Consider the following 18,127-nt stretch of genomic DNA (forward strand, 5'->3'; position numbering starts at 1 on the left):
CGTTGGCCGGCTCCGTACGCCCGGCGTCCGGCGACCGCCCCGGAGCCCTCCGGCCGTGCCGCCCCCCGCCGTCCGGTCCCGCAGGACCGCCCCGGGACTGACGTGCATCCCGGTCCGTAGGTACGTATCGGATTGCAACACGCGCGCGGGGGATACGGCGGGGCCCGGATCGTCCGACAATCGGGCCGGCGGGTTCGGCGGACCGTCCAAGGGCGCGGTGCCGGTGTGGCCACGGGGACGGGTGGGATCAGAGGGCCGCGTCGAAGCGGGACAGGTCCTCGATGAGGCGCTTCAGGAGGGCGGGCGGCAGGGTCTCGTCGAGCAGGGCGCGCAACTGGGCGGTGTGCGCCTCCAGGGCGGCGTGCAGCTTCTGCTCGCCGAGCGGGGTGTGCCGGAGCAGGAAGGCGCGTCCGTCGCAGGGGTCGGGCTCGCGGCTGATCAGGCCCTTGGCCAGGACCCGGGCGACCAGGCGGGTGGTGCCGCTGGAGGTCAGGCCGATGGCCTCGCCGAGCGGGGCGGCCTGTGCGGTGTGCCCGGGCTGCTGCCAGAGCCGCAGCAGCAGTTCGAACTCGGGCCCCTCCAGCCCGGACGCGGCGGCAAACACCGGCCGGGTCCGGTTCTGCAACACGTGCACCACGCGGCTCAGGTGCCCCAGCAGCTGCACGCCCTCGGCGGCGGCCAGCCGCTCGATGCTCTCTCCCATGGGGGCGATCCTCCCATCCCGGGCGCAGCGGGCGGCCGCGACCTCTTGCCGAGATACCTGCTTAGGCAGGTATCCTCACCCGTATGACGTACACCGCGCCCCCTTCTGCCGGAGACTCCTCGGATGCGACCCCGGGGGCGGGGGGTCCGGCGACCGCGGGTACGGCGACGACCGCGCAGCCCGTGTCCCGGCCGGTGCCGCGTCCCGCCTTGCGGCTGGTGGTCGTGCTCGGCGCGCTGTCCGCGTTCGGACCGCTGAGCCTGGACATGTACCTCCCGGGGCTGCCGGACCTGGCCGGGGACCTGCACGTGGGGGCCGCCGACGCGCAGCTCACGCTCACCGCCTGCCTGCTGGGCCTGGCCTTCGGGCAGCTCGTCGGGGGGCCGATGGCCGACCGCTGGGGCCGCCGCCGCCCGCTGCTGTGGGGGCTGGCCGGGTACGCCGTCGCCTCCGTCCTGTGCGCCTTCGCCCCGAACGCCCCCGCCCTCACCGGCCTCCGCCTGCTCCAGGGCCTCGCGGGCGGCTTCGGCATCGTCATCGCCCGGGCGGTGGTGTCCGACCTGTACGAGGGTGCCGCGGCGGCCCGCGTGTTCTCCCTGCTCATGATCGTCAACGGTGCCGCCCCGATCCTCGCCCCGCTGGCGGGCGGCCAGCTGCTGCGGCTGACCGACTGGCGGGGGGTGTTCCTCGTCCTGGCCCTGACCGGTGCGGCGATCCTCGCCGGTGCGGCCCTGCTGCTGCGCGAGACCCTGCCCGCGGAGGCGCGCGGGGGCGGGGGGCCGGGGCGGATCGTGCGCGAGTTCGGTGCTCTGCTCCGAGAGCGGCGCTTCCTGGGCCCGACCCTGACCGGCGCCTTCGCGTTCGCCGGGCTCATGGCGTACATCGCCGGCTCGCCGTTCCTCCTCCAGGAGGTGCACGGGCTGTCGGCGCAGCAGTTCAGCCTGGTCTTCGGCGGCAACTCGCTGGGGCTGGTGCTGGCCGGACAGATCGGCGGCCGGCTGGTACGGCGGGTCCCCATGCGGCGGCTGGTCGGCTGCGGGGTCGCCCTCCAGGTGACCGGCGCGATGCTGCTCCTGCTCTCCGCGGTGGCGGACCTCGGGCTGCCGGGGGTGCTGCCGGCCCTCCTGCTGATCGTCTCCAGCATCGGGCTGATCGCCCCCAACACGTCGGCCCTCGCGCTCGAAGGCCGCCCCCGTACGGCGGGTACGGCCTCCGCCCTGCTCGGCCTGTGCTCCTACGCCATGGGTGGCCTCACCGCTCCCCTCGCCGGCCTCTCCGGCACCTCCTCCACCCTCCCCCTGGCCGTGTCCGTCGCCACCACCTCGGCCCTGGCCCTGACGGCGCACCTCACCCTCACCCGCCGCAGCGGCTGACCCTCCGCGGCCGCGGGGCGGCCGTCGCGGCGGCAGGCCGGGGAGTCCGCGGACCCGGGGCCGGGCCGGCCCCGGGCGGGAACCCGGGCCGGCCCCCGCCGTGGCGGCGGCCCCGCTCAGTCCTCGTCGGCGACCGGTATCGGCTGCGAGACCACCACGTCCGGAAGGGCCTCCGGGACGGGCGCCGCAGCGGCAGCGGCAGCGGGGGCGGGGCCGGCGACCGCAGCGGCGGCGACCGCGGCCTGCGACGGCCCCGTTCCCCCGTCCGCCAGCAGCTTCCGTGCCAGCCCCAGCCCCGCCCCGCCCATCGTCAGCGCCTTGGCGAACAGCTCGGCCATGCCGTCGGCACCGTTGAGCAGGACCATCTGGTCGACGTTGCCGAAGGCGGACGCGCCCGCCTCGACGATCTTCGGCCAGTTCTCGGCGAGCTGCTGGGCGACCACGGCCTCCTGGTTCTCGGCCAGCGCGGCGGCCCGCGCCTTGATCGCCTCGGCCTCCGCGAGACCCTTCGCCCTGGCCGCGGAGGCCACTGCGAGGCCCTTCGCCTCGGCGGCCGCCGCCTCCGCCTCGCCCGTGGCCCGGGTGGCCGTCGCGGCCGCCAGGCCGCGGGCCTCGGTGGCCTCGGCCTCGGCGGCGGCGGCCGTCTTGACCCGGGTCGCCTCGGCCGCCGCCGCCAGCTCGGTCTCCCTGGCCTTGGCCTGTGCGGCCGAGATCCGCGCGTCGCGTTCCGCTTCGGCGAGCGTGCGCTTCTCGTACGCCATCGCGTCGGCCGGCTTGCGGACGTCCGCCTGGAGCTGCTGCTCCCGCCGGTGCGCCTCCAGCTCGGCCACCCGGGTCTCCTGGACCACGACCTCCTGCCGGGCCGCGGCCTCCGACAGCGGGCCCGCCTGCCGGGCGGTGGCGGCCGCCTTGTCCCGCTCGGCCTGGTAGCCGGCCTGCAGGATCTCGCTGTCCCGGGTGGCCTCCGCCATCCGCGCCATGGCGGTCTGCTCGGCTTCCGTGGCCAGCCGGTTCGCCTCCGCCTGCGCGATCCGGGCGTCGCGCTGCACGGCGGCGGCGTGCGGGGCCGCCAGGTTCTTGATGTAGCCGGTCGGGTCGTCGATCTCGTGGATCTGGAGCGAGTCCACGATCAGGCCCAGCTTCTCCATCTCCGTATTGCAGGCCGCCCGCGCCTGCCCCGTCAGCTTCTCCCGGTCCCGGATCATGTCCTCGACCGTCAGACCGCCCACGATCGAGCGCAGGTGGCCCGCGAACACGATGTGCACGCGCTCCGGCATCAGTTTCTGCTGGTCCAGGAACCGGCGGGCGGCGTTCGCGATCGACACGTAGTCGTCGCCCACCTTGAAGATCACCACGCCCCGCACCTTGAGCGGGATGCCCTGCTGGGTCACGCACTCCACCGACAGCTGGGTCTCGTTCAGGTCCAGCGACAGCTTGCGGACCGCCTGCACGCCCGGCACCACCAGGGTGCCGCGGCCCGTGACGATCCGGAACCCCATGCCCTCGTCCAGACCCTCGGTCTTGTGGGTGGAGCCGGAGATGACCAGGGCCTCGTTGGGTTCGGCCACCCGCCACATCAGCTTGAACAGGCCTATCAGAAACGCGATTCCGGCGAGACACGCTCCCGCCACGACGCCGACGAACATCGGCATTCGCCCCCTTCGCGCGGTGCCGCCCGGCACCGACGAGGGCGAGTGTCCGCCCGCCGGACCGCCCGTGGAAGCTCCCCGGCAGCCGTTGTCGCCGTCTTGATACGGAGCCGTGAAACGACCGGCACGCAGGGCGGACCCGTACGGGGTCCGGCGCGTCAGACCCCGTACGCAGCCGCCACGTAGACCGTCCGCGGCGGCATGTACTCGACCACCGTCACCAGTGCCCCCGGCCCGAATCGCTCACCCGCCACGGCCGCGTACGCGAGGAACGCCTCCGAGCCGCCGCGGACCGGGACGAGGACCTCCCCGACCAGCCCCGGCCCGATCGATCCGGATACCCGCCCGGTCCGCCCCACCACACCGCCGCCCGCAGCCTCCGTCATGCCGCGAGGGTATCGGCCCACCGGCCGCCGCGGCTCCACCGGGCCTGCTCGGACAGCAAACTGACGTAGCGTCAGATTTATTCGTCGCGGCCCTGGGCTGTTGGGGCGCCGCTCGCTACCCTCCGCGCATGATTCCCACGGCTGTCTGGGGCACCGGCAACGTCGGACGCGCAGCGATCCGCGCCGTAGCGGCCCACCCGGACCTGCACCTCACGTCCGTACTCGTCCACAGTCCCGACAAGGTCGGCCGCGACGCAGGCGAACTCGCCTGCCTCGACCACGCATTGGGGGTGCCGGCCACCGACGACGCCGACGCCGTCCTCGCCGCCCGCCCACGGGCCGTCGTCTACGCGGCCTCCGGCGACATCCGCCCCGACGAGGCCCAGGCCGACGTCATCCGGGCGATCCGGGCCGGCGCCGTGGTCGTCACCCCCGCCCTGTACGCCTTCTACGACCAGCGCAGCGCCCCGCCCGAGCTGCGCGAGCCCGTGCTCGACGCGATCGCCGAGGGCGGCGGCTCGCTGTTCGTCTCCGGCGTCGATCCCGGCTGGGGCAACGACGTCCTCCCGCTCCTGGTCAGCGGCCTCGGCTCGACCGTCGACGCGATCCGCTGCCAGGAGATCTTCGACTACTCGACGTACGAGCAGGAGGACTCGGTCCGTCACCTCATCGGGATGGGCCACCCCATGGACTACCAGCCGCCCATGCTGCTGCCCTCCGTCCCCACCATGGTCTGGGGCGGCCAGCTGCGCCTGATGGCCCGCGCCCTCGGCGTCGAGCTCGACGAGATACGCGAGACCCTCGACCGCCGGGCGCTGGACGCCGACGTGACCACCCGCACCATGGGCGACTTCGCCGCCGGCACCCAGGGCGCGGTCCGCTTCGAGGTGCAGGGCATCGTCGGCGGCGAACCCCGACTGGTCATCGAGCACGTCACCCGCATCCACAAGGACTGCGCCCCCGACTGGCCGGTGCCACCCGGCGGCGGCGACGGCGCGCACCGGGTCGTCGTCGAGGGCCGCCCCCGCATCGAGGTCACGGTCGAGGCCTCCGACGAGGGCGAGAACCGCTCCGCCGGCGGCAACGCCACCGCCGTCGGCCGGCTGGTCGGCGCGATCGACTGGCTGGCCGCGGCCGAACCCGGCCTCTACGACGCACTCGACGTCCCCCTGCGCCCCGCCGCGGGCCGACTCGGAAGGAACCGGCCGTGATCATCGACATCCCCGAGGGCAAGCACCCGATCGAGCACGTGTGGGGCGACATGGTCCCCGAGATCGGCATGGCCGCCTCGAACTTCTCGCTGTCCGTGTACGCCCACACCACCCTGGGCCTGCGCGAGTTCGAGGCCGCCCGGCTGCGCATCGCGCAGATCAACGGCTGCCTGTTCTGCCTGGACTGGCGGACCGACCGGGACGGCGAGAAGGTCGAGGAGGAGTTCGCCGGTGCGGTCGAGGAGTGGCGCACCACGGAGGCCTTCGACGACCGCACCCGGCTGGCGGCCGAGTACGCCGAGCGGTACGCGCTCGACCACCACGGGCTCGACGACGCGTTCTGGTCGAGGATGACCGCGCACTACAGCCAGCCGGAGATCGTGGAGCTGACCATGAGCATCGGCTCGTGGCTGGCGTTCGGCCGCCTCAACCGGGTCCTCGGGCTCGACGCCGTCTGCGTACTCCCGGGTCACTGAACGTACGGGCCCGGATCCGGGCCCGTACGCACGCACCGCACCGCTGGGGCCGTGCCGCGGGAGTCCCCTGGGGAGCCCCCTCAGGGGTCCCCTCAGAAGTCCGCCGCGATGATCCGCTCGATGTTCCGTTCGGCCAGCGCCGTGATGGTGACGAACGGGTTCACGCTGGTGTTGCCCGGGATCAGCGCGCCGTCGATCACGTACAGCCCGGGGTGGCCGTGCAGCCGGCCGTGGTTGTCGGTGGCCTTGCCGAGGACCGCGCCGCCCAGCGGGTGGTAGGTGAGGTGGTCGCCCCACACCCTGTCGGTCCCGAACAGGTCGGTCCGGTAGATCGTCCCCTCCCTCGCGTTGATCTTGTCGAAGATGCTGCGCGCCATGTCGATCGAGGCCTGCTTCCAGGCCCGCTGCCAGTTGAGTTCGACCTTCCCGGCGGCCGCGTTCCAGGAGAACTCGGCGCGGTGCGGGTTCTTCGTGATCGAGAGGTAGAAGGACGCGTACGTCTCGATCCCGGTGGGCAGCGGCGCCACCTCGGCGAAGGCCCCGCCGGCGTCCCAGTTGTCGATGCCGGCGGTCGGGATCGACGCCTGCACCTTGCCGGTCGGGTCCCACATGTGGTTCGCGCGGCCGCACATGACGTTGCCGTTGTCGCCCCAGCCCTTGCCGATCTCGGCGTTGAGGCCGGGCAGCGCGCCGGTGGCCTTCAGCCGGACCAGGAGCTTGCTGGTGCCGACGCTGCCGGCGGCGAAGAACACCTTGTCCGCGGTGACGGTCTTGGCGGCGACCGTGTTCCCGGCGGTGTCGATCTGCTCGACGGCGACGGTGTAGCCGCCGCCGGCGGCCGGGCTCACCGAGGTGACCCGGTGCAGGGGCGAGACGGCGACCCGGCCGGTGGCCGCGGCACGTGCGAGGTACGTCTGCTGGAGGGACTTCTTGCCGTGGTTGTTGCCGTAGAGGATCTCGCCGTCGAGCGCCGACTTGGGCACGGTGCCGGCCGCCTCCGCCTTCATGTACTCCCAGTCGTAGACGTCGGGTACGAAGACGAACGGGAAGCCGGAGCGCTGCGCGTGTTTCCGGCCGACCCGCGCGTACTGGTAGCAGGCGGCGGTCTCGAACCAGGCCGGGTCGATGGTGGCCACGCCGAGACCGGCGTTGGCGCGCGGGTAGTACGTCGCGTACATCTCGTTCACGTCGACCGTGGGGAGGACGGCGGCGAAGTTCTCCCGGCGCGGGGTGACGGCCATGCCGCCGTTGACGAGCGAGCCGCCGCCGACGCCGCGGCCCTGGTAGACGAGGATCCCGCCCATGTCCTCGGCGTCGAGGATGCCCGTGTACTTCGGGACGTCCTTGTCGATCGGGAAGCCGAGGAAGTTGCTGATGGGCGCCTTGGTGCGGGTGCGCAGCCAGTACGAGCGGTAGTCGGGCCTGGTGGTGTTGGCGAAGATCTTGCCGTCGGCGCCCGGGGTGTCCCAGGCCATGCCCATCTCGATCATGTGGACGTCGATGCCGGCCTGGGCGAGCCGGAGGGCGGCGACGGAACCGCCGTAGCCGGAGCCGATGACCAGGGTGGGGACCCGGGCACCGTTCTCGACGGGGGCGGTGGGGATCGCGGTGCGGGCCGGGGCCGCGGCGCCGGCGGCCCAGGCGGGGTGACCGCTGAGCGCCGCAGCCGCAAGAATGGAACCTGTTCCTGTGAGGAATCCGCGGCGTGAAACCCCGAATGACTCTGAACTTCCGCTGAATTGTGGGGGAGTTGTGTGCATGGGGATTTCCTTACGTCGAAGGAAGAGGAACGAGTTCTACTGCGGGGGGCGTGTGAAGTCACGCCATACGCGCAGGTAACTTCCGGCCGCCGTCCGCTCTTGTGCCGCCCCGGGGCCGACCTTGAACGGCCCCCTCCGCCGGTGGCCGGAACCCGTGCCCCGACCCTCAACTCCACCTCAATTGCAGGGGGATTGGGCGTACGCCGTGGCATGATCGGCCCGCTGTTACCGGCAGGTAGGGCGCAGGGCGGGGCTGACCTCCCGGCCGAGCCGCGCCCCACCGGTCACGGCGCCACCCCCCAACCGCACCACGCTCATGACCCATGGCCGTCCGGCCACGCTCAGGGCCCAACGCCGGAGGACACCCCCGTGCGCTCCCTCACGCTCACCAGGAAACTCCTGGTCCCCGCACTGACCTCACTCGCCCTCGCCGCCACCGGCTGCACCGCGGCCGGCACCGCCGACGCCGCGCCCCCCGCCCCCGCCACCGAGGCGGCGGCCGCCGCCTCCCCGGCCCCCGGCCACCCGGCCGGGGCGGGCGAGCAGCTCGCCGTACGCGCCGCCCCGCAGCACACCCCCACCGCCGTGGCCCGCCCGGCGGGCGCCCGTACGACGGCCGAGCGCAGCCCGCTCAAGGTCGCCTCGTACGACAAGAAGACCCGGCGGGCCGTCATATCCACGGCGCAGCACCGGACTTCCGGCGACGCCGGCAGCGACCGGGCCGCCGCGGGCGCCGGGGCCACCGCCGGGGCCGGCGGCGCCGGGGCCACCGCCGGGCCCGCCGCCGGGGCCGGCCGGCCCGTCGAGCCCGTCCCGCCCGCCCAGTCCGCCCAGCCCGTCAAGACGGGTGACGTGATCGCCAGCGCTCCCGCGCCCGGCGCCCCCCAGGGCCTGCTGGCCGAGGTCACCGACATCGTGCGGACCACGGACCGCGGCACCGAGGTCGTCACCAAGCCCGCCACCCTCGACCAGGTCCTCGCCGACGACGAGGCCGCCGGCCAGGTGCCCGTCGACCCGTCGACGGTGCAGGTCGTCCCGCTGCTGGAGGGCGTGAAGTTCTCCTGGACCAGGCCCGACGGAGTCCACTTCGGTCCCAACGGCGTGAAGGTGCCGGCCGGCAACCTCCGCCTCGACGTGGAGACCGGCATCGAGACCGCGGCGGACGCCCCGGTCTCCGCGGCCGCCTCCGCCGCCGGATACGTGCAGCTCGCGCCCGAGGTGGAGTTCTCGTACGACGGCAGCCCGGGCCGGATCGGCCCGGGGGCCGCCTTCCTCGGCATGAGCGGCGACTGGTCGGCGCACTGGAACCTCAAGGGCCGGGTCTCCGCCCAGGCCACCCAGCGCATCCCGCTGGCCCGGCTGCACGCCGACCCGGTCATCCAGGTCGGCCCGGTGCCGGTGGTCGTCAACCTCGGCCTGACCGTCTACCTCCAGGTCCAGGCCGACGGCCGGATCACCGTCGACGTCACGCAGGACGTGAAGGGCGACTTCCGGGTCGGCGGCAGCTACGCGTTCGGCAAGGGCTGGAGCCCGGTCGGCACCTCGCAGGTCACGAGCACCCCGGTGACCGCCTCGGTCACGGCCGCCGGCCGGGCCAAGGCCTCCCTGGGCACCGAGGCCTCCGTCGGCCTGTACGGCCTGGTCGGCCTCACCGCCGACTTCGCCCCGTACGTACGCGGCGAAGCACAGCTCACCGGTACGGCCTCCTCGGACGGAAAGGCGCAGCTGACGGGTGCCTGGTCGCTGCACGGCGGTTTCGACCTCTCGGGCCACCTGAGCCTGCAGCTCCGGATCTTCGGCACGCCGGTCTTCGAGAAGCGGATCCCGCTGGGGACCCTCACCCGCGAATGGCCGCTGACGCAGGGGACCTCGAAGCTCACCGCCTGAGCCGCCCCGCCCCGCCGGGAAGCACCCCGCGCGCCCGGTTTCCGGCCGGCCGGGCGGGGTGCCGCCGTATCCGGAGGGGCGCTCACCCGCCGGTGGAACTCCACCGGACCTCGCCGTCCTCCACGACGTCCGTCGGCGTCAGCCCGAGCGCGCGGGCGACGGCGGCCGACGCCGCGTGCTCCGGGTGCACGTACGCGGCGAGCACGGTCACGCCCTGCCCGCGCAGCCAGTCGGCCATGGCGGCCGCGGCCTCGCGGGCGAAGCCCAGGCCCTGGTGCTCGACGCCCACCACCCATGCGAGGGAAGCCTCCAGGTCACCGGCCGACGTCCGGTACACGGTCGCCTGCACGGTGCCGGCCAGCCGGCCGTCGTCGGTGCGGCGCAGCATCCAGTTCAGCCAGCCCTGGCTGCCGTCCGGCGACCGGCCAGCGGCCTGGCGGGCGTACCGGGCGGCCAGCTCGGCGAGCGTGCTCGGCGCCCCGCCGGTCCACGTGTGCAGCCGGACGTCGTCGAAGACCGGGAACGCCTCCGGGGCGTGCCCGGGACGCAGCGGCTCCAGCGCGAGCCGAGACGACGTCAAGAGATCCGCGACCGGCCAGTGGGTTGATGAGGTCATCCGCGAACAGTAGTTCGCCGATCCGGGCTCTCCCGAGCGCGGACGGCGGACCCTGCCCACACGGACCTGCCCAGGAGGCTCAGATGACCCCGAAGTCCGCCGGCCTGACCCTGGCCGAACCGCCGATCGACGCCGCCTCCCTGGCGGCGGCCCTGCCCCTGCTCACCGACAAGCTGGCCGCCCTCAAGGCGACCCTCGACCACGACCAGCAGGCCGTGCTCGGCAGCATCGTCACCTCGGCCGGCCGGCACCTGAGGGAGCTCCAGGGCCTCGGGGCGGCGACCGGCCCGCTCTCCGCCGCCGCCCCGGCCATGCGCACGGAACTGCTGAACCTGCCGGACACCCTCGGCTTCACCGGGAGCACGCGATGACGAAATCACTCACCATGGGACAGCGGCTGGCCGAGCTGCACGGCATGCTGACCCCCGCCGAGCAGGCCAACCTCGAACTGATCCTCGGCCTCTCGGCCGGCCACCAGCTCCCGGACCACGACCCCGACTCGGCCACCGGCCGCCGCGCCGTCTCGGAGGCCATGGAACTCCTCTGCCTCGCGGGGCCCTGAAGGCCGCCCGCGCGGGCGGGGGCGACCGCCGGGTGGCCCGGCCGTGATTGCTCCGGTCCACCCGGCGTCCGAAGCGCCGTCCAAGCCCTACTGGGCGCGGACCGGCTTCGTCAGGAGGGGCAGCACGGCGGGGACTCCGGCGGCGGTCTGCCTGACCGCGGCACCGAGCGTCTCGCCCTGCTTGTCGACGATGCCGCCGACCAGCCCGCCGCCCAGGGCCGCGGCACCGGCGGGGCCCGTCAGGAGGGTGTCGGAGGCGGCGGGGCTCGTCAGGAACGATTCGGTGCCGGCCGATGCGGTCGGTGCGACGGCCAGGGTGGTCCCGGCCACGATCACGCCGGTGGTCAGGATCTTGTGCAGCATGCCCATCAGGATTACCTGTTCTCTTGGTGGTCTTCGGTCCGTGCCGGTTCTCGGCCGCTCGGGGCCGCGGGCGGCTACCCCCGGAGGCGCTGCTCGGCCAGGCGGGTTCCCTCGACGCGCGCCCGGATCTTGGCGAACGCGGTCTCCCGTGGCGTCGACTTGTCGTCGGCGAAGGGCGCGAATCCGCAGTCGTCGCAGGTGCCGAGCTGCTGGAGCGGGATGAATTCCGCAGCTTCCAGGACCCTGTCGCGCACCTCTTCGGGCGTCTCGACCCGGGGGTTGATCGGGTCCGTCACCCCGATGAACACACGCTGGTTGGGCTTCAGGTGGTCGCGCACCAGGGCCAGCACGCTGCGCCTGTCGGGCTCGCTGGCCATCTGGAGGTAGAAGTTCCCGGCGTGCAGGTCGAAGAACCTCGGGAGGAACTTCTTGTAGTCCACGTCCGCGCTGTGGGTGGAGTCCTGGTCTCCGCCGGGGCAGGTGTGGACGCCGATGCGCTGCCGCTCTTCGGGGGAGAAGCGGTCCAGCACCTCGTTGTTCAGGGCGACGAACTGCCGCAGCATCCCGCCGTCCGGGTCGAGCTTGAAGGAGACCCGGCCTTCGGTGAAGTCCATCTGGACCTTGTGGGCACCCCCTTCGAGACAGCCGCGGAGGTCCGCCTCGGCCTCGTTCACGAGGTCGTCGTGGAACTGCTCCTTGGAGTAGCCGCTGATGCCCAGAGGGGGGTAGAACATGCTCAGCATGGACGGTGCGATCACCGCCTGCTTCACCGGCAGGTCGGTCATCGACCGGATGGTGCGCAGCACCTCGCGGGTCTTCTTCAGGTAGTCGCCGGCGTGCGCCTGGTACCGGAAGTCCCGCTGCGTCAGCAGCGGCAGCTGGCGGGTGTGCCCGTCGGCGAACGGCACGACCTGGCCGCCCGGGTTCAGCTTCAGCCCCGCGACCGGATAGGTGGCGAAACTCGGCTTGCTCTGCTCGCCGTCGGTGATGACCGGGGAACCGGTCGCGACGAACTTCTCGATCGTGTCGCGCAGTGCGCGGTCGCGGTGCTCGTCGAGCTCCCGCCGGGTGATCCGTCCCTCGGCGAAGTCCTGGTTCGCCTTGATCAGGTGCGCCGGGCGCGGAATGCTGCCGATCGGCTCGGTCGGCAGGGAGATCTTCGACGGCGCGCCGTTCGCCGTCTTGTGACGGGTTTCCGCGGCCGCCTCCCCTCCTAAGATCCCGAGGCCGCCGCCGGCGGCCACGGCCCCGGTCGCCACGGCGGCGTATCCGGCGGACTTGAGGAAGCTGCGTCGGTCGCTGCGGTCAGCGGGAGAGGGCACAGGCCCCCCGTTCTGCGTGCTCACAGGCTGCTCCTTCGGCGAGGTGCTGGTCGCCCCCGTATGTGAGGGCCGCAACGGCAACGCGCCCGAGCAACTACTGGAATCGGCAGGCAAGTTGGTCTTCACCCGTTGGTGTGGACAGGTGGCCGAGACCTGTGGGGGACTGGCCGATACGGACGGGGTCCCGGGGCGTGCGGTCTCCGTTCACGCGCCGGACGTGGCGGGGGCTTCGATGAAGTCGGTCACGAGCTTGACGAAGGCGTCCTCTCGCTCGAAGAGCATGACGTGGCCCGCGTCGATCTCTGCGTACGAGCTGTCGGCGATGGCGGCGTGCAGGGCTCGGCTGTGCTCGACGGGGACCGTGATGTCCCGGGTGCCTCCGATCACGAGGGTGGGCGCCTCGATGCGGGGCAGCAACGGCCGGATGTCCACCCGCAGGTCGTAGGCGATGTGGCGCAGGGTGCCGGGGGTGGGCGGAATGTTGGGGATGAGGGCCTCGAACTGTTCGCGGCCGATGGAGTTGAGGAAACCGCGGCTGAAGCCGGTCATCGCCACCGCGCGGCCGAAGGAGGCGGGGTCGGAAGTGCCGAGGTCCTGCCAGAGGGTGAAGAGGCTGCGCAGGTACTCGTCGCCGTCGGTGTGGGCCCAGCCGGCAACCAGGATCAGGCGCTGCACCAGGTCGGGGCGCAGCGCGGCGACGGTGGCGGCGACGGTGGAGCCCATGGAGAAGCCCAGCAGGTCGACCGGCCCGTCCGCTGCGTCCTCGATGACGGCGATGACCTGGGCGGCGAGCCCTTCGGCGGTCAACGGGCCGCCGTCGTCGACGGTCGCATCGGTGCCGGAGAGGTCGGGAGTGATCACTGTGCGGCACGGGGTGAACTGCGGCGCGGTCCGACCCCAGTTGACGGCCGCGCCCGCCGACACGGTGCCGTGCACCAGGACGAGCGCGGGGCCGGAACCGGTCTTCTCGTAGTGGACGTGCGCGCCGTTGACGGAGACGGTGGCCATGGAGTGCTCCTTGCTGGTGTGTTGACCGGGGCGTTCGTGCTCCGGCCAGACCCACGGTGCCGCGGCTGGGAGCTGGTCGGGAGAGCCCTCCCCACCCTGGGATCGGCAGTCCCTGTCTGGCCCCGGGCGGTCCGGTCCCGGGCCCGGACCGCCCGGCAGGATGACCGTATGAAGATCGACCGTGAGGCACTCGCCGATTTCCTGCGCCGCTCCCGCGACCGGGTACGGCCCCAGGACGCCGGCCTGCCCGTCGGCCCCCGGCGGCGCACGCCGGGCCTGCGCCGCGAGGAGGTCGCCCAGCTCGCCGGCATGTCGGCCGACTACTACATCCGCCTCGAACAGGCCCGCGGCCCGCAGCCCTCGCCGGAGATGCTCGCCGCCTTGGCCCGCGCCCTGCGCCTGTCCGACGACGAACGAGACCACCTCCACCTCCTCGCCGGTCGCCGCCCGCCCGCCGCCCGGACTGCAGGCGACCACGTCGGCCCGGGGCTGCTGCACCTGCTGGACCAGCTGCCCGCGACCCCGGTCCAGGTGCTCGGCGACCTCGGTGACGTCCTGGCCCAGAACGCCATGGCCGAGGCCCTGCTGGGCGGTGTGTGCACGGTGTCCGAGCACGGCCGCAACGTGGTCTGGCGCTGGTTCACCGACCCGGCCCAGCGTGCCGCGTACCCGCCGGAGGAGCACGACCACTACAGCCGGCTGCACGTGGCCGACCTGCGGGCGGCCGTGGCGCGTCGCGCCGGCGACCCTGCCGCTACGCGCCTGGTCGAGCGGCTCCTGGGGCTCGGAGAGGAGTTCGCCGCCCTGTGGGAGCTGCACGAGGTCTCCGTGCGCCGGGCCTCGCGCATGCGCGTCGTGCACCCGCTGATCGGCCCGGTCGAGTTGGACTGCCAGGTCCTGCTCGCACCGGAGGGAGACCAGCGCGTGGTCCTGTACACCCCGCCCGTCGCCGGCGACACCGCCGAACGCCTCGCCCTCCTCAAGGTCGTGGGCACCGGCCAGTTCACCGCACCCCGCTGACGTCGGCCGCGTAGTCCGGCCAACACGACCGGCACGTTGCGGCAACCCCCGTCAGCCGCGCCACTCGAACAGGACGAGCGTGGCGTCGTCCGAGGTGGTGTCGCCCCGCGCCCGTTTGAGGGTGTGGGAGAGCTCCCTGGCCACGGTGCGGATCCCGTGGTCGGCCTCTTCCAGTCGGTTCACCCAGTCGATCAGCTGCTCCTCGCCGAACTGGTCCTGCCCGTTCGCGTGTTCCTCGATGAGGCCGTCGGTGAAGCAGAGGACGCGGTCGCCCGGTTCCAGCGTCACCGTGCTGACCTGGGGCTGGTCCCCTCCGAAGCCGACGGGGAGGGTCGTGGGGCTCTCCAGGCGGCCGACGACGCGGTGCGCGCGGACCAGCATGGGTGCGGGGTGTCCTGCGTTGACCCACTGGAGGCGGCCGGTGTCCGTGTCCAGGCGCATCATCTGGGCGGTCACGAAGTGGTCCGGGTCGAACTGCTCGGCGACGGCCCGGTCCATGAAGAGGTAGATCTCCGACAGCTCGATGCTGATCCGGCGGGCGTGGCGGTAGGCGCCGATGGCCACCGTGGCCATGGTGGCCGCGTCCAGGCCGTGGCCCATGGCGTCGATCATGGCGAGGTGCAGGACGTCGCCGTTCAGGGCGTAGTCGAAGCTGTCCCCGGCCACGTCGTAGGCGGGCTCCAGGACTCCGGCGACCGACACGTGCGGCATCACCATCGACAGCGGGGGCAGGAGCGACCACTGGATCTCGGCGGCCACGCTCATCGGTTCGCTGCGCCGGGTCCGGAAGAAGAGGTCGGTGTAGCCGTTCTTGGTCTGCATCATGTCGGCCGTGAGGCCCGCGATCCTGCGCAGGATGCGTCGCTCGTCGGGGCCGGAGCTGTCGAGGGTGACGGAGAGGACCCCCACCTGGTCGCCGCCGTCCAGCAGGGGCAGGTGGACCCGTACGCCGTCGGCCGCCGGGACCTCCAGGGGGCGGGACTCCAGGAAGCACCGGCCGGCATCGGACCGGTCGATGGGCTGCGGCCCCCCGGCCCCGGCTCCCGTGCCCGGCAGGGGGACCAGGTTCTGCTGGCCGTAGTCCTGGAGCAGGATCCGCAGATCGCGACCGCCCAGCCGGGCGACCGTCTCCGCGACGAGCGGGGCGACCTGGTGCGGCGGCAGCTCGTGCGCCCGGTCCAGGAGCATCCCGAGCAGCCCCTCCCCGAAGCTCTCGGAGCGGTCCGGGGCCGCGCGGCCTCCGACGGCCATCCTGGTGCCTCCAACCGGGCCGGGCGCGGGGTCCGGCCCGCACGGGCGCTAGGGGCTCCAGGATCCCCGCAGGCGGCCGGGCACGCCACACGAACGGATCCGGCAGGTGAGGGTGACCATCGCGGGGGTGTTGCCCGGTTCCCAGCCGACGGTGGTTTTCGTGTGGGGGCTCCAGGGCCCGTCGGGGCTCTCAGGTCTCGTCGGGGTGGGCGCCGGTGCCGACGGAGCTGCGGCTGGCGGCCAGCCGGGAGCGGGCGGGGCCGGCGGGTGCGGCCGTGTCCACGGTGAGGTGGAGGCGGGTGTCGCCGTCGAGGCCGGGGTAGCTGCGCTGTTCCGTTGCGGCGAAGCAGCTGCGGAGGGATTCCGCGACCGCCCGCGCGGCTTCGGGGGTGTGCGCGATGATCCGTACCTCGGCGTGTCCGAGCGACGGCAGTGTCTGGGTCTCGATGTACTTCACGTGGGCGTGTCCCTTTTCGGAGTGGGCGGGAAGCCGACCGGTGGGGCGCCGTCGCGCCCCACCCGCTGCCCCGGGCCGGAGGAAAGGTCTGCTGCTCACCGGCGGGTGTGCGTGTGGTGGGCCCGACGGCCGGTGTCGTCCGGCAGGCCGGGAGGGCGCGGCAGGGGGTCGCTGAAGCGGTAGGCCTCGATCCGGGCGTCGTGCTGGGCGTTCAGCAGATGGATCCAGCGCGTTCCGACGGCGATCGCAACGATGATCACTGCGGTGAGGACGATGGTCTCCACCGAGCTCACCTCCAGCCGTCTCCGGGCAGCGGCAGGGTGCTTCGGTCCTTCAGGTGCCCGAAGGGGGACATGCAGGCCCCGCCTTCGCCGTCCCAGGTGGCTTCCTGGCGCCTGGTGTCGCGGATACCGCGCCCGATGACGGCCTCGTTGGCCATGAGCACGCCTGCCGTCAGGACGCTGCCCGGGATCGCGGCGGCGGCCATCAGGCGGGCGGCGGCCGCGGGCTCGGTCTCGGGCGGGATGACCAGCAGGTCCCAGCGGCCGACGGTGAGGGAGAGCAGGATCAGCTTGTCGGGGTGCTGCTCGGTGAACCAGCCCACATGGATGGTGTGCCCGGCGACGGGCACCTTGTGCGGGATTACGGGCCAGCGAGTGGGGTTCACGGTGACGCGGGTGATGCGCCCCCATGCCTCGTCGAGTGCTGCCGCGAGCGGCGGGAGCTCGGCGGTCAGGTCACGGGAGTAGGGCCACCAGGCCCCGTCCAGCTGGCCGGCGAGGGTGGTCTTCGGAGTGAGCGAAAGGCGTGCCGGGGACTGTGTGGCGAGGTCGCGGGGAGCGGTCCGGTCGGTGGTGGTGGTCATGGTGCGGACCTGCCCCCGGGCCACCCGTCGGCGGCCCGGTTTTTCGTGTTCGCCGGAAACGACACCCGCGTGGGAGCCGGTGTGCGAAGTGCTCCCGGTACTTCCACCGTACGCCTGCCCGACCGACTCTGACCCGCCGCTACCAGGCATTTTTCCGTATCGGGGCGGATGCGCCGGCTGCGCGGCGTCCCTGCGCCGGGGGTACCGTGGAAAGGACACGGCAGTGCGGTGTCCACCGACAGGTGCCCGGTGCCCCTCGCACCGGCTCCGTCGGCCCGACTCCCGCAGACGGGCGGACCACGATGGCTGATGCCCCTACCCCGAACACGACCCCACTGGTGCTGCCGGATGCGATCCATTCGGCGGTCCGGCCGGGTACGGCCCTGTTGCGGCTGGAGACCACCGGATCCCGGGAAGGAGTCCTGGACGGTGCGTGGTGGCCGCGCTCCCGGGATGTGGAAAGGGAGCTTCCCGCGCTGATCGGCGCGCTGAGCGAGCACCTCGGCCCCATCACCCGGGTGGGTCTGGACGCCTCCGCCTGGAACGGCCTGCCGACCCGGCTGGTCGTCGACGGCCGCGTCGTCCACCTCGACTCCGACCCTGTCGGCGACGACACCGTCCTCGTCACCCGAGGCGACAGGGACCACTTCGCCCTCCTGGTGGTACCGCCCGACACCACGCCCGACGCGGCACGGACCGCCATGGCCCGCGCGGTACGTGCCGACAACGCGACGTCGGGCGCCGAGATCCTCGTGGCTCCCGTGGACCCTCCCGAATCCGACCGGGGGAAGCCGACATGATTCGGCGGGCGGACACCCGTGAGCGGCGAGACCGAGGCCGCGCCCCGTACGGGAAGCCTTGACAGGAACACGCCGACGTCGCCGATGCCGGGACGCCCGTGTCCGTGAACGGGTCTGGTGTGCCGTGACCGGGCACGGTGGTCCTACAGCTTGCTCATCTTGGCGTAAGGACTCACGATCCGCTCCTGCGTCGAGCCGAAATCCACGACCGCCGCTATCCCGTCCTCGATGCCGGTGACCCGGCCGAGGCCGTGCACGTCGTGTGTGACCTGGTCGCCTACGGCGAACTGCTTGGGAGGCGGCGCGACCGGGGCTTTGAAGGGGCTGGTGGGCAAAAAGCGCTTCGGTGCACTTGGCTTTGTCATTGCCGCCAGTATGCGCCCACGCACCTCCGTTGTGCCCTTCACGTCCGCAGCGC

At 73.1% G+C, this 18,127-nt stretch carries 21 protein-coding genes; 8 read left to right on the forward strand and 13 right to left on the reverse strand.

What is annotated here, in order from left to right:
- Positions 1–247: 247 nt before the first annotated feature.
- On the reverse strand, positions 248–703 hold the full coding sequence (locus LG634_RS01080) for a MarR family winged helix-turn-helix transcriptional regulator (protein WP_226731615.1): 456 nt from the start codon (positions 701–703) through the stop codon (positions 248–250).
- Between the two features lie 83 nt (positions 704–786).
- On the opposite strand from LG634_RS01080, the gene LG634_RS01085 reads away from it, so the two are divergent.
- On the forward strand, positions 787–2,076 hold the full coding sequence (locus LG634_RS01085) for a multidrug effflux MFS transporter (RefSeq protein ID WP_226731616.1): 1,290 nt from the start codon (positions 787–789) through the stop codon (positions 2,074–2,076).
- Positions 2,077–2,192: 116 nt separating this feature from the next.
- On the opposite strand, the gene LG634_RS01090 is transcribed toward LG634_RS01085, so the two are convergent.
- Positions 2,193–3,728 carry a flotillin family protein gene (locus tag LG634_RS01090; RefSeq protein ID WP_226731617.1) on the reverse strand — a complete coding sequence of 512 codons (1,536 nt, stop codon included), beginning with the start codon at positions 3,726–3,728 and terminating at the stop codon, positions 2,193–2,195.
- Between the two features lie 155 nt (positions 3,729–3,883).
- On the reverse strand, positions 3,884–4,111 hold the full coding sequence (locus LG634_RS01095; protein ID WP_226731618.1) for an NfeD C-terminal domain-containing protein: 228 nt from the start codon (positions 4,109–4,111) through the stop codon (positions 3,884–3,886).
- A 128-nt stretch (positions 4,112–4,239) separates the two neighbouring features.
- Here LG634_RS01095 and LG634_RS01100 point away from each other — a divergent pair, with 128 nt between their 5' ends.
- Positions 4,240–5,322 (forward strand): NAD(P)H-dependent amine dehydrogenase family protein, encoded by a 1,083-nt coding sequence (locus LG634_RS01100; protein ID WP_226731619.1) that lies wholly within the window; start codon positions 4,240–4,242, stop codon positions 5,320–5,322.
- Positions 5,319–5,798 carry a carboxymuconolactone decarboxylase family protein gene (locus LG634_RS01105; protein WP_226731620.1) on the forward strand — a complete coding sequence of 160 codons (480 nt, stop codon included), beginning with the start codon at positions 5,319–5,321 and terminating at the stop codon, positions 5,796–5,798. The genes LG634_RS01100 and LG634_RS01105 overlap by 4 nt, the downstream gene beginning before the upstream one ends.
- 92 nt (positions 5,799–5,890) lie before the next feature.
- Here LG634_RS01105 and LG634_RS01110 read toward each other — a convergent pair whose 3' ends face one another.
- Positions 5,891–7,558, reverse strand: a complete 1,668-nt coding sequence (locus LG634_RS01110) for a GMC oxidoreductase (protein WP_226731621.1) — start codon at positions 7,556–7,558, stop codon at positions 5,891–5,893.
- Positions 7,559–7,927: 369 nt separating this feature from the next.
- Here LG634_RS01110 and LG634_RS01115 point away from each other — a divergent pair, with 369 nt between their 5' ends.
- Positions 7,928–9,445: a hypothetical protein gene (locus tag LG634_RS01115; protein ID WP_226731622.1), complete on the forward strand. Its 1,518-nt coding sequence runs from the start codon at positions 7,928–7,930 to the stop codon at positions 9,443–9,445.
- Between the two features lie 82 nt (positions 9,446–9,527).
- On the opposite strand, the gene LG634_RS01120 is transcribed toward LG634_RS01115, so the two are convergent.
- Positions 9,528–10,061, reverse strand: a complete 534-nt coding sequence (locus LG634_RS01120) for a GNAT family N-acetyltransferase (protein ID WP_226731623.1) — start codon at positions 10,059–10,061, stop codon at positions 9,528–9,530.
- Positions 10,062–10,144: 83 nt separating this feature from the next.
- Here LG634_RS01120 and LG634_RS01125 point away from each other — a divergent pair, with 83 nt between their 5' ends.
- Entirely contained in the window at positions 10,145–10,432 is a 288-nt protein-coding gene (locus LG634_RS01125) for a hypothetical protein (protein WP_226731624.1), read from the forward strand.
- The gene (locus tag LG634_RS01130) at positions 10,429–10,623 is read left to right on the forward strand and encodes a hypothetical protein (protein ID WP_226731625.1); all 195 of its coding nucleotides are present in this window, start codon (positions 10,429–10,431) and stop codon (positions 10,621–10,623) included. The genes LG634_RS01125 and LG634_RS01130 overlap by 4 nt, the downstream gene beginning before the upstream one ends.
- Positions 10,624–10,710: 87 nt before the next feature.
- Here LG634_RS01130 and LG634_RS01135 read toward each other — a convergent pair whose 3' ends face one another.
- From LG634_RS01135 to LG634_RS01145, 3 genes are all read right to left on the reverse strand, one after another.
- Positions 10,711–10,986: a hypothetical protein gene (locus tag LG634_RS01135; protein WP_226731626.1), complete on the reverse strand. Its 276-nt coding sequence runs from the start codon at positions 10,984–10,986 to the stop codon at positions 10,711–10,713.
- A gap of 74 nt (positions 10,987–11,060) precedes the next feature.
- The gene (locus LG634_RS01140) at positions 11,061–12,143 is read right to left on the reverse strand and encodes a cobalamin-independent methionine synthase II family protein (RefSeq protein WP_308072191.1); all 1,083 of its coding nucleotides are present in this window, start codon (positions 12,141–12,143) and stop codon (positions 11,061–11,063) included.
- Positions 12,144–12,512: 369 nt separating this feature from the next.
- The gene (locus LG634_RS01145) at positions 12,513–13,316 is read right to left on the reverse strand and encodes an alpha/beta fold hydrolase (protein ID WP_226731628.1); all 804 of its coding nucleotides are present in this window, start codon (positions 13,314–13,316) and stop codon (positions 12,513–12,515) included.
- Positions 13,317–13,484: 168 nt separating this feature from the next.
- Between LG634_RS01145 and LG634_RS01150 the strand changes: the two genes are divergently transcribed.
- Positions 13,485–14,336 (forward strand): helix-turn-helix transcriptional regulator, encoded by an 852-nt coding sequence (locus LG634_RS01150; protein WP_226731629.1) that lies wholly within the window; start codon positions 13,485–13,487, stop codon positions 14,334–14,336.
- Positions 14,337–14,387: 51 nt separating this feature from the next.
- Here the strand turns inward: LG634_RS01150 and LG634_RS01155 are convergent, their stop codons facing one another.
- The 4 genes from LG634_RS01155 to LG634_RS01170 all read right to left on the reverse strand — a co-directional run bounded on the left by LG634_RS01155 (position 14,388) and on the right by LG634_RS01170 (position 16,909).
- The gene (locus tag LG634_RS01155) at positions 14,388–15,587 is read right to left on the reverse strand and encodes a PP2C family protein-serine/threonine phosphatase (protein ID WP_226731630.1); all 1,200 of its coding nucleotides are present in this window, start codon (positions 15,585–15,587) and stop codon (positions 14,388–14,390) included.
- A 190-nt stretch (positions 15,588–15,777) separates the two neighbouring features.
- Positions 15,778–16,044, reverse strand: coding sequence for a hypothetical protein (locus tag LG634_RS01160; protein WP_226731631.1), 267 nt, complete (start codon positions 16,042–16,044; stop codon positions 15,778–15,780).
- Between the two features lie 95 nt (positions 16,045–16,139).
- Positions 16,140–16,328, reverse strand: a complete 189-nt coding sequence (locus LG634_RS01165; RefSeq protein WP_226731632.1) for a hypothetical protein — start codon at positions 16,326–16,328, stop codon at positions 16,140–16,142.
- A gap of 5 nt (positions 16,329–16,333) precedes the next feature.
- Positions 16,334–16,909, reverse strand: coding sequence for a DUF5994 family protein (locus tag LG634_RS01170; protein WP_226731633.1), 576 nt, complete (start codon positions 16,907–16,909; stop codon positions 16,334–16,336).
- Between the two features lie 302 nt (positions 16,910–17,211).
- On the opposite strand from LG634_RS01170, the gene LG634_RS01175 reads away from it, so the two are divergent.
- Positions 17,212–17,709 (forward strand): DUF5994 family protein, encoded by a 498-nt coding sequence (locus tag LG634_RS01175; protein WP_226731634.1) that lies wholly within the window; start codon positions 17,212–17,214, stop codon positions 17,707–17,709.
- 143 nt (positions 17,710–17,852) lie between these two features.
- On the opposite strand, the gene LG634_RS01180 is transcribed toward LG634_RS01175, so the two are convergent.
- A complete protein-coding gene (locus LG634_RS01180) occupies positions 17,853–18,074 on the reverse strand; it encodes a CarD family transcriptional regulator (RefSeq protein WP_226731635.1) in 222 nt (73 codons plus the stop codon).
- Positions 18,075–18,127 lie beyond the last annotated feature (53 nt).

It is taken from the genome of Streptomyces bambusae, assembly GCF_020532645.1.
Classification (GTDB): domain Bacteria; phylum Actinomycetota; class Actinomycetes; order Streptomycetales; family Streptomycetaceae; genus Streptomyces; species Streptomyces bambusae.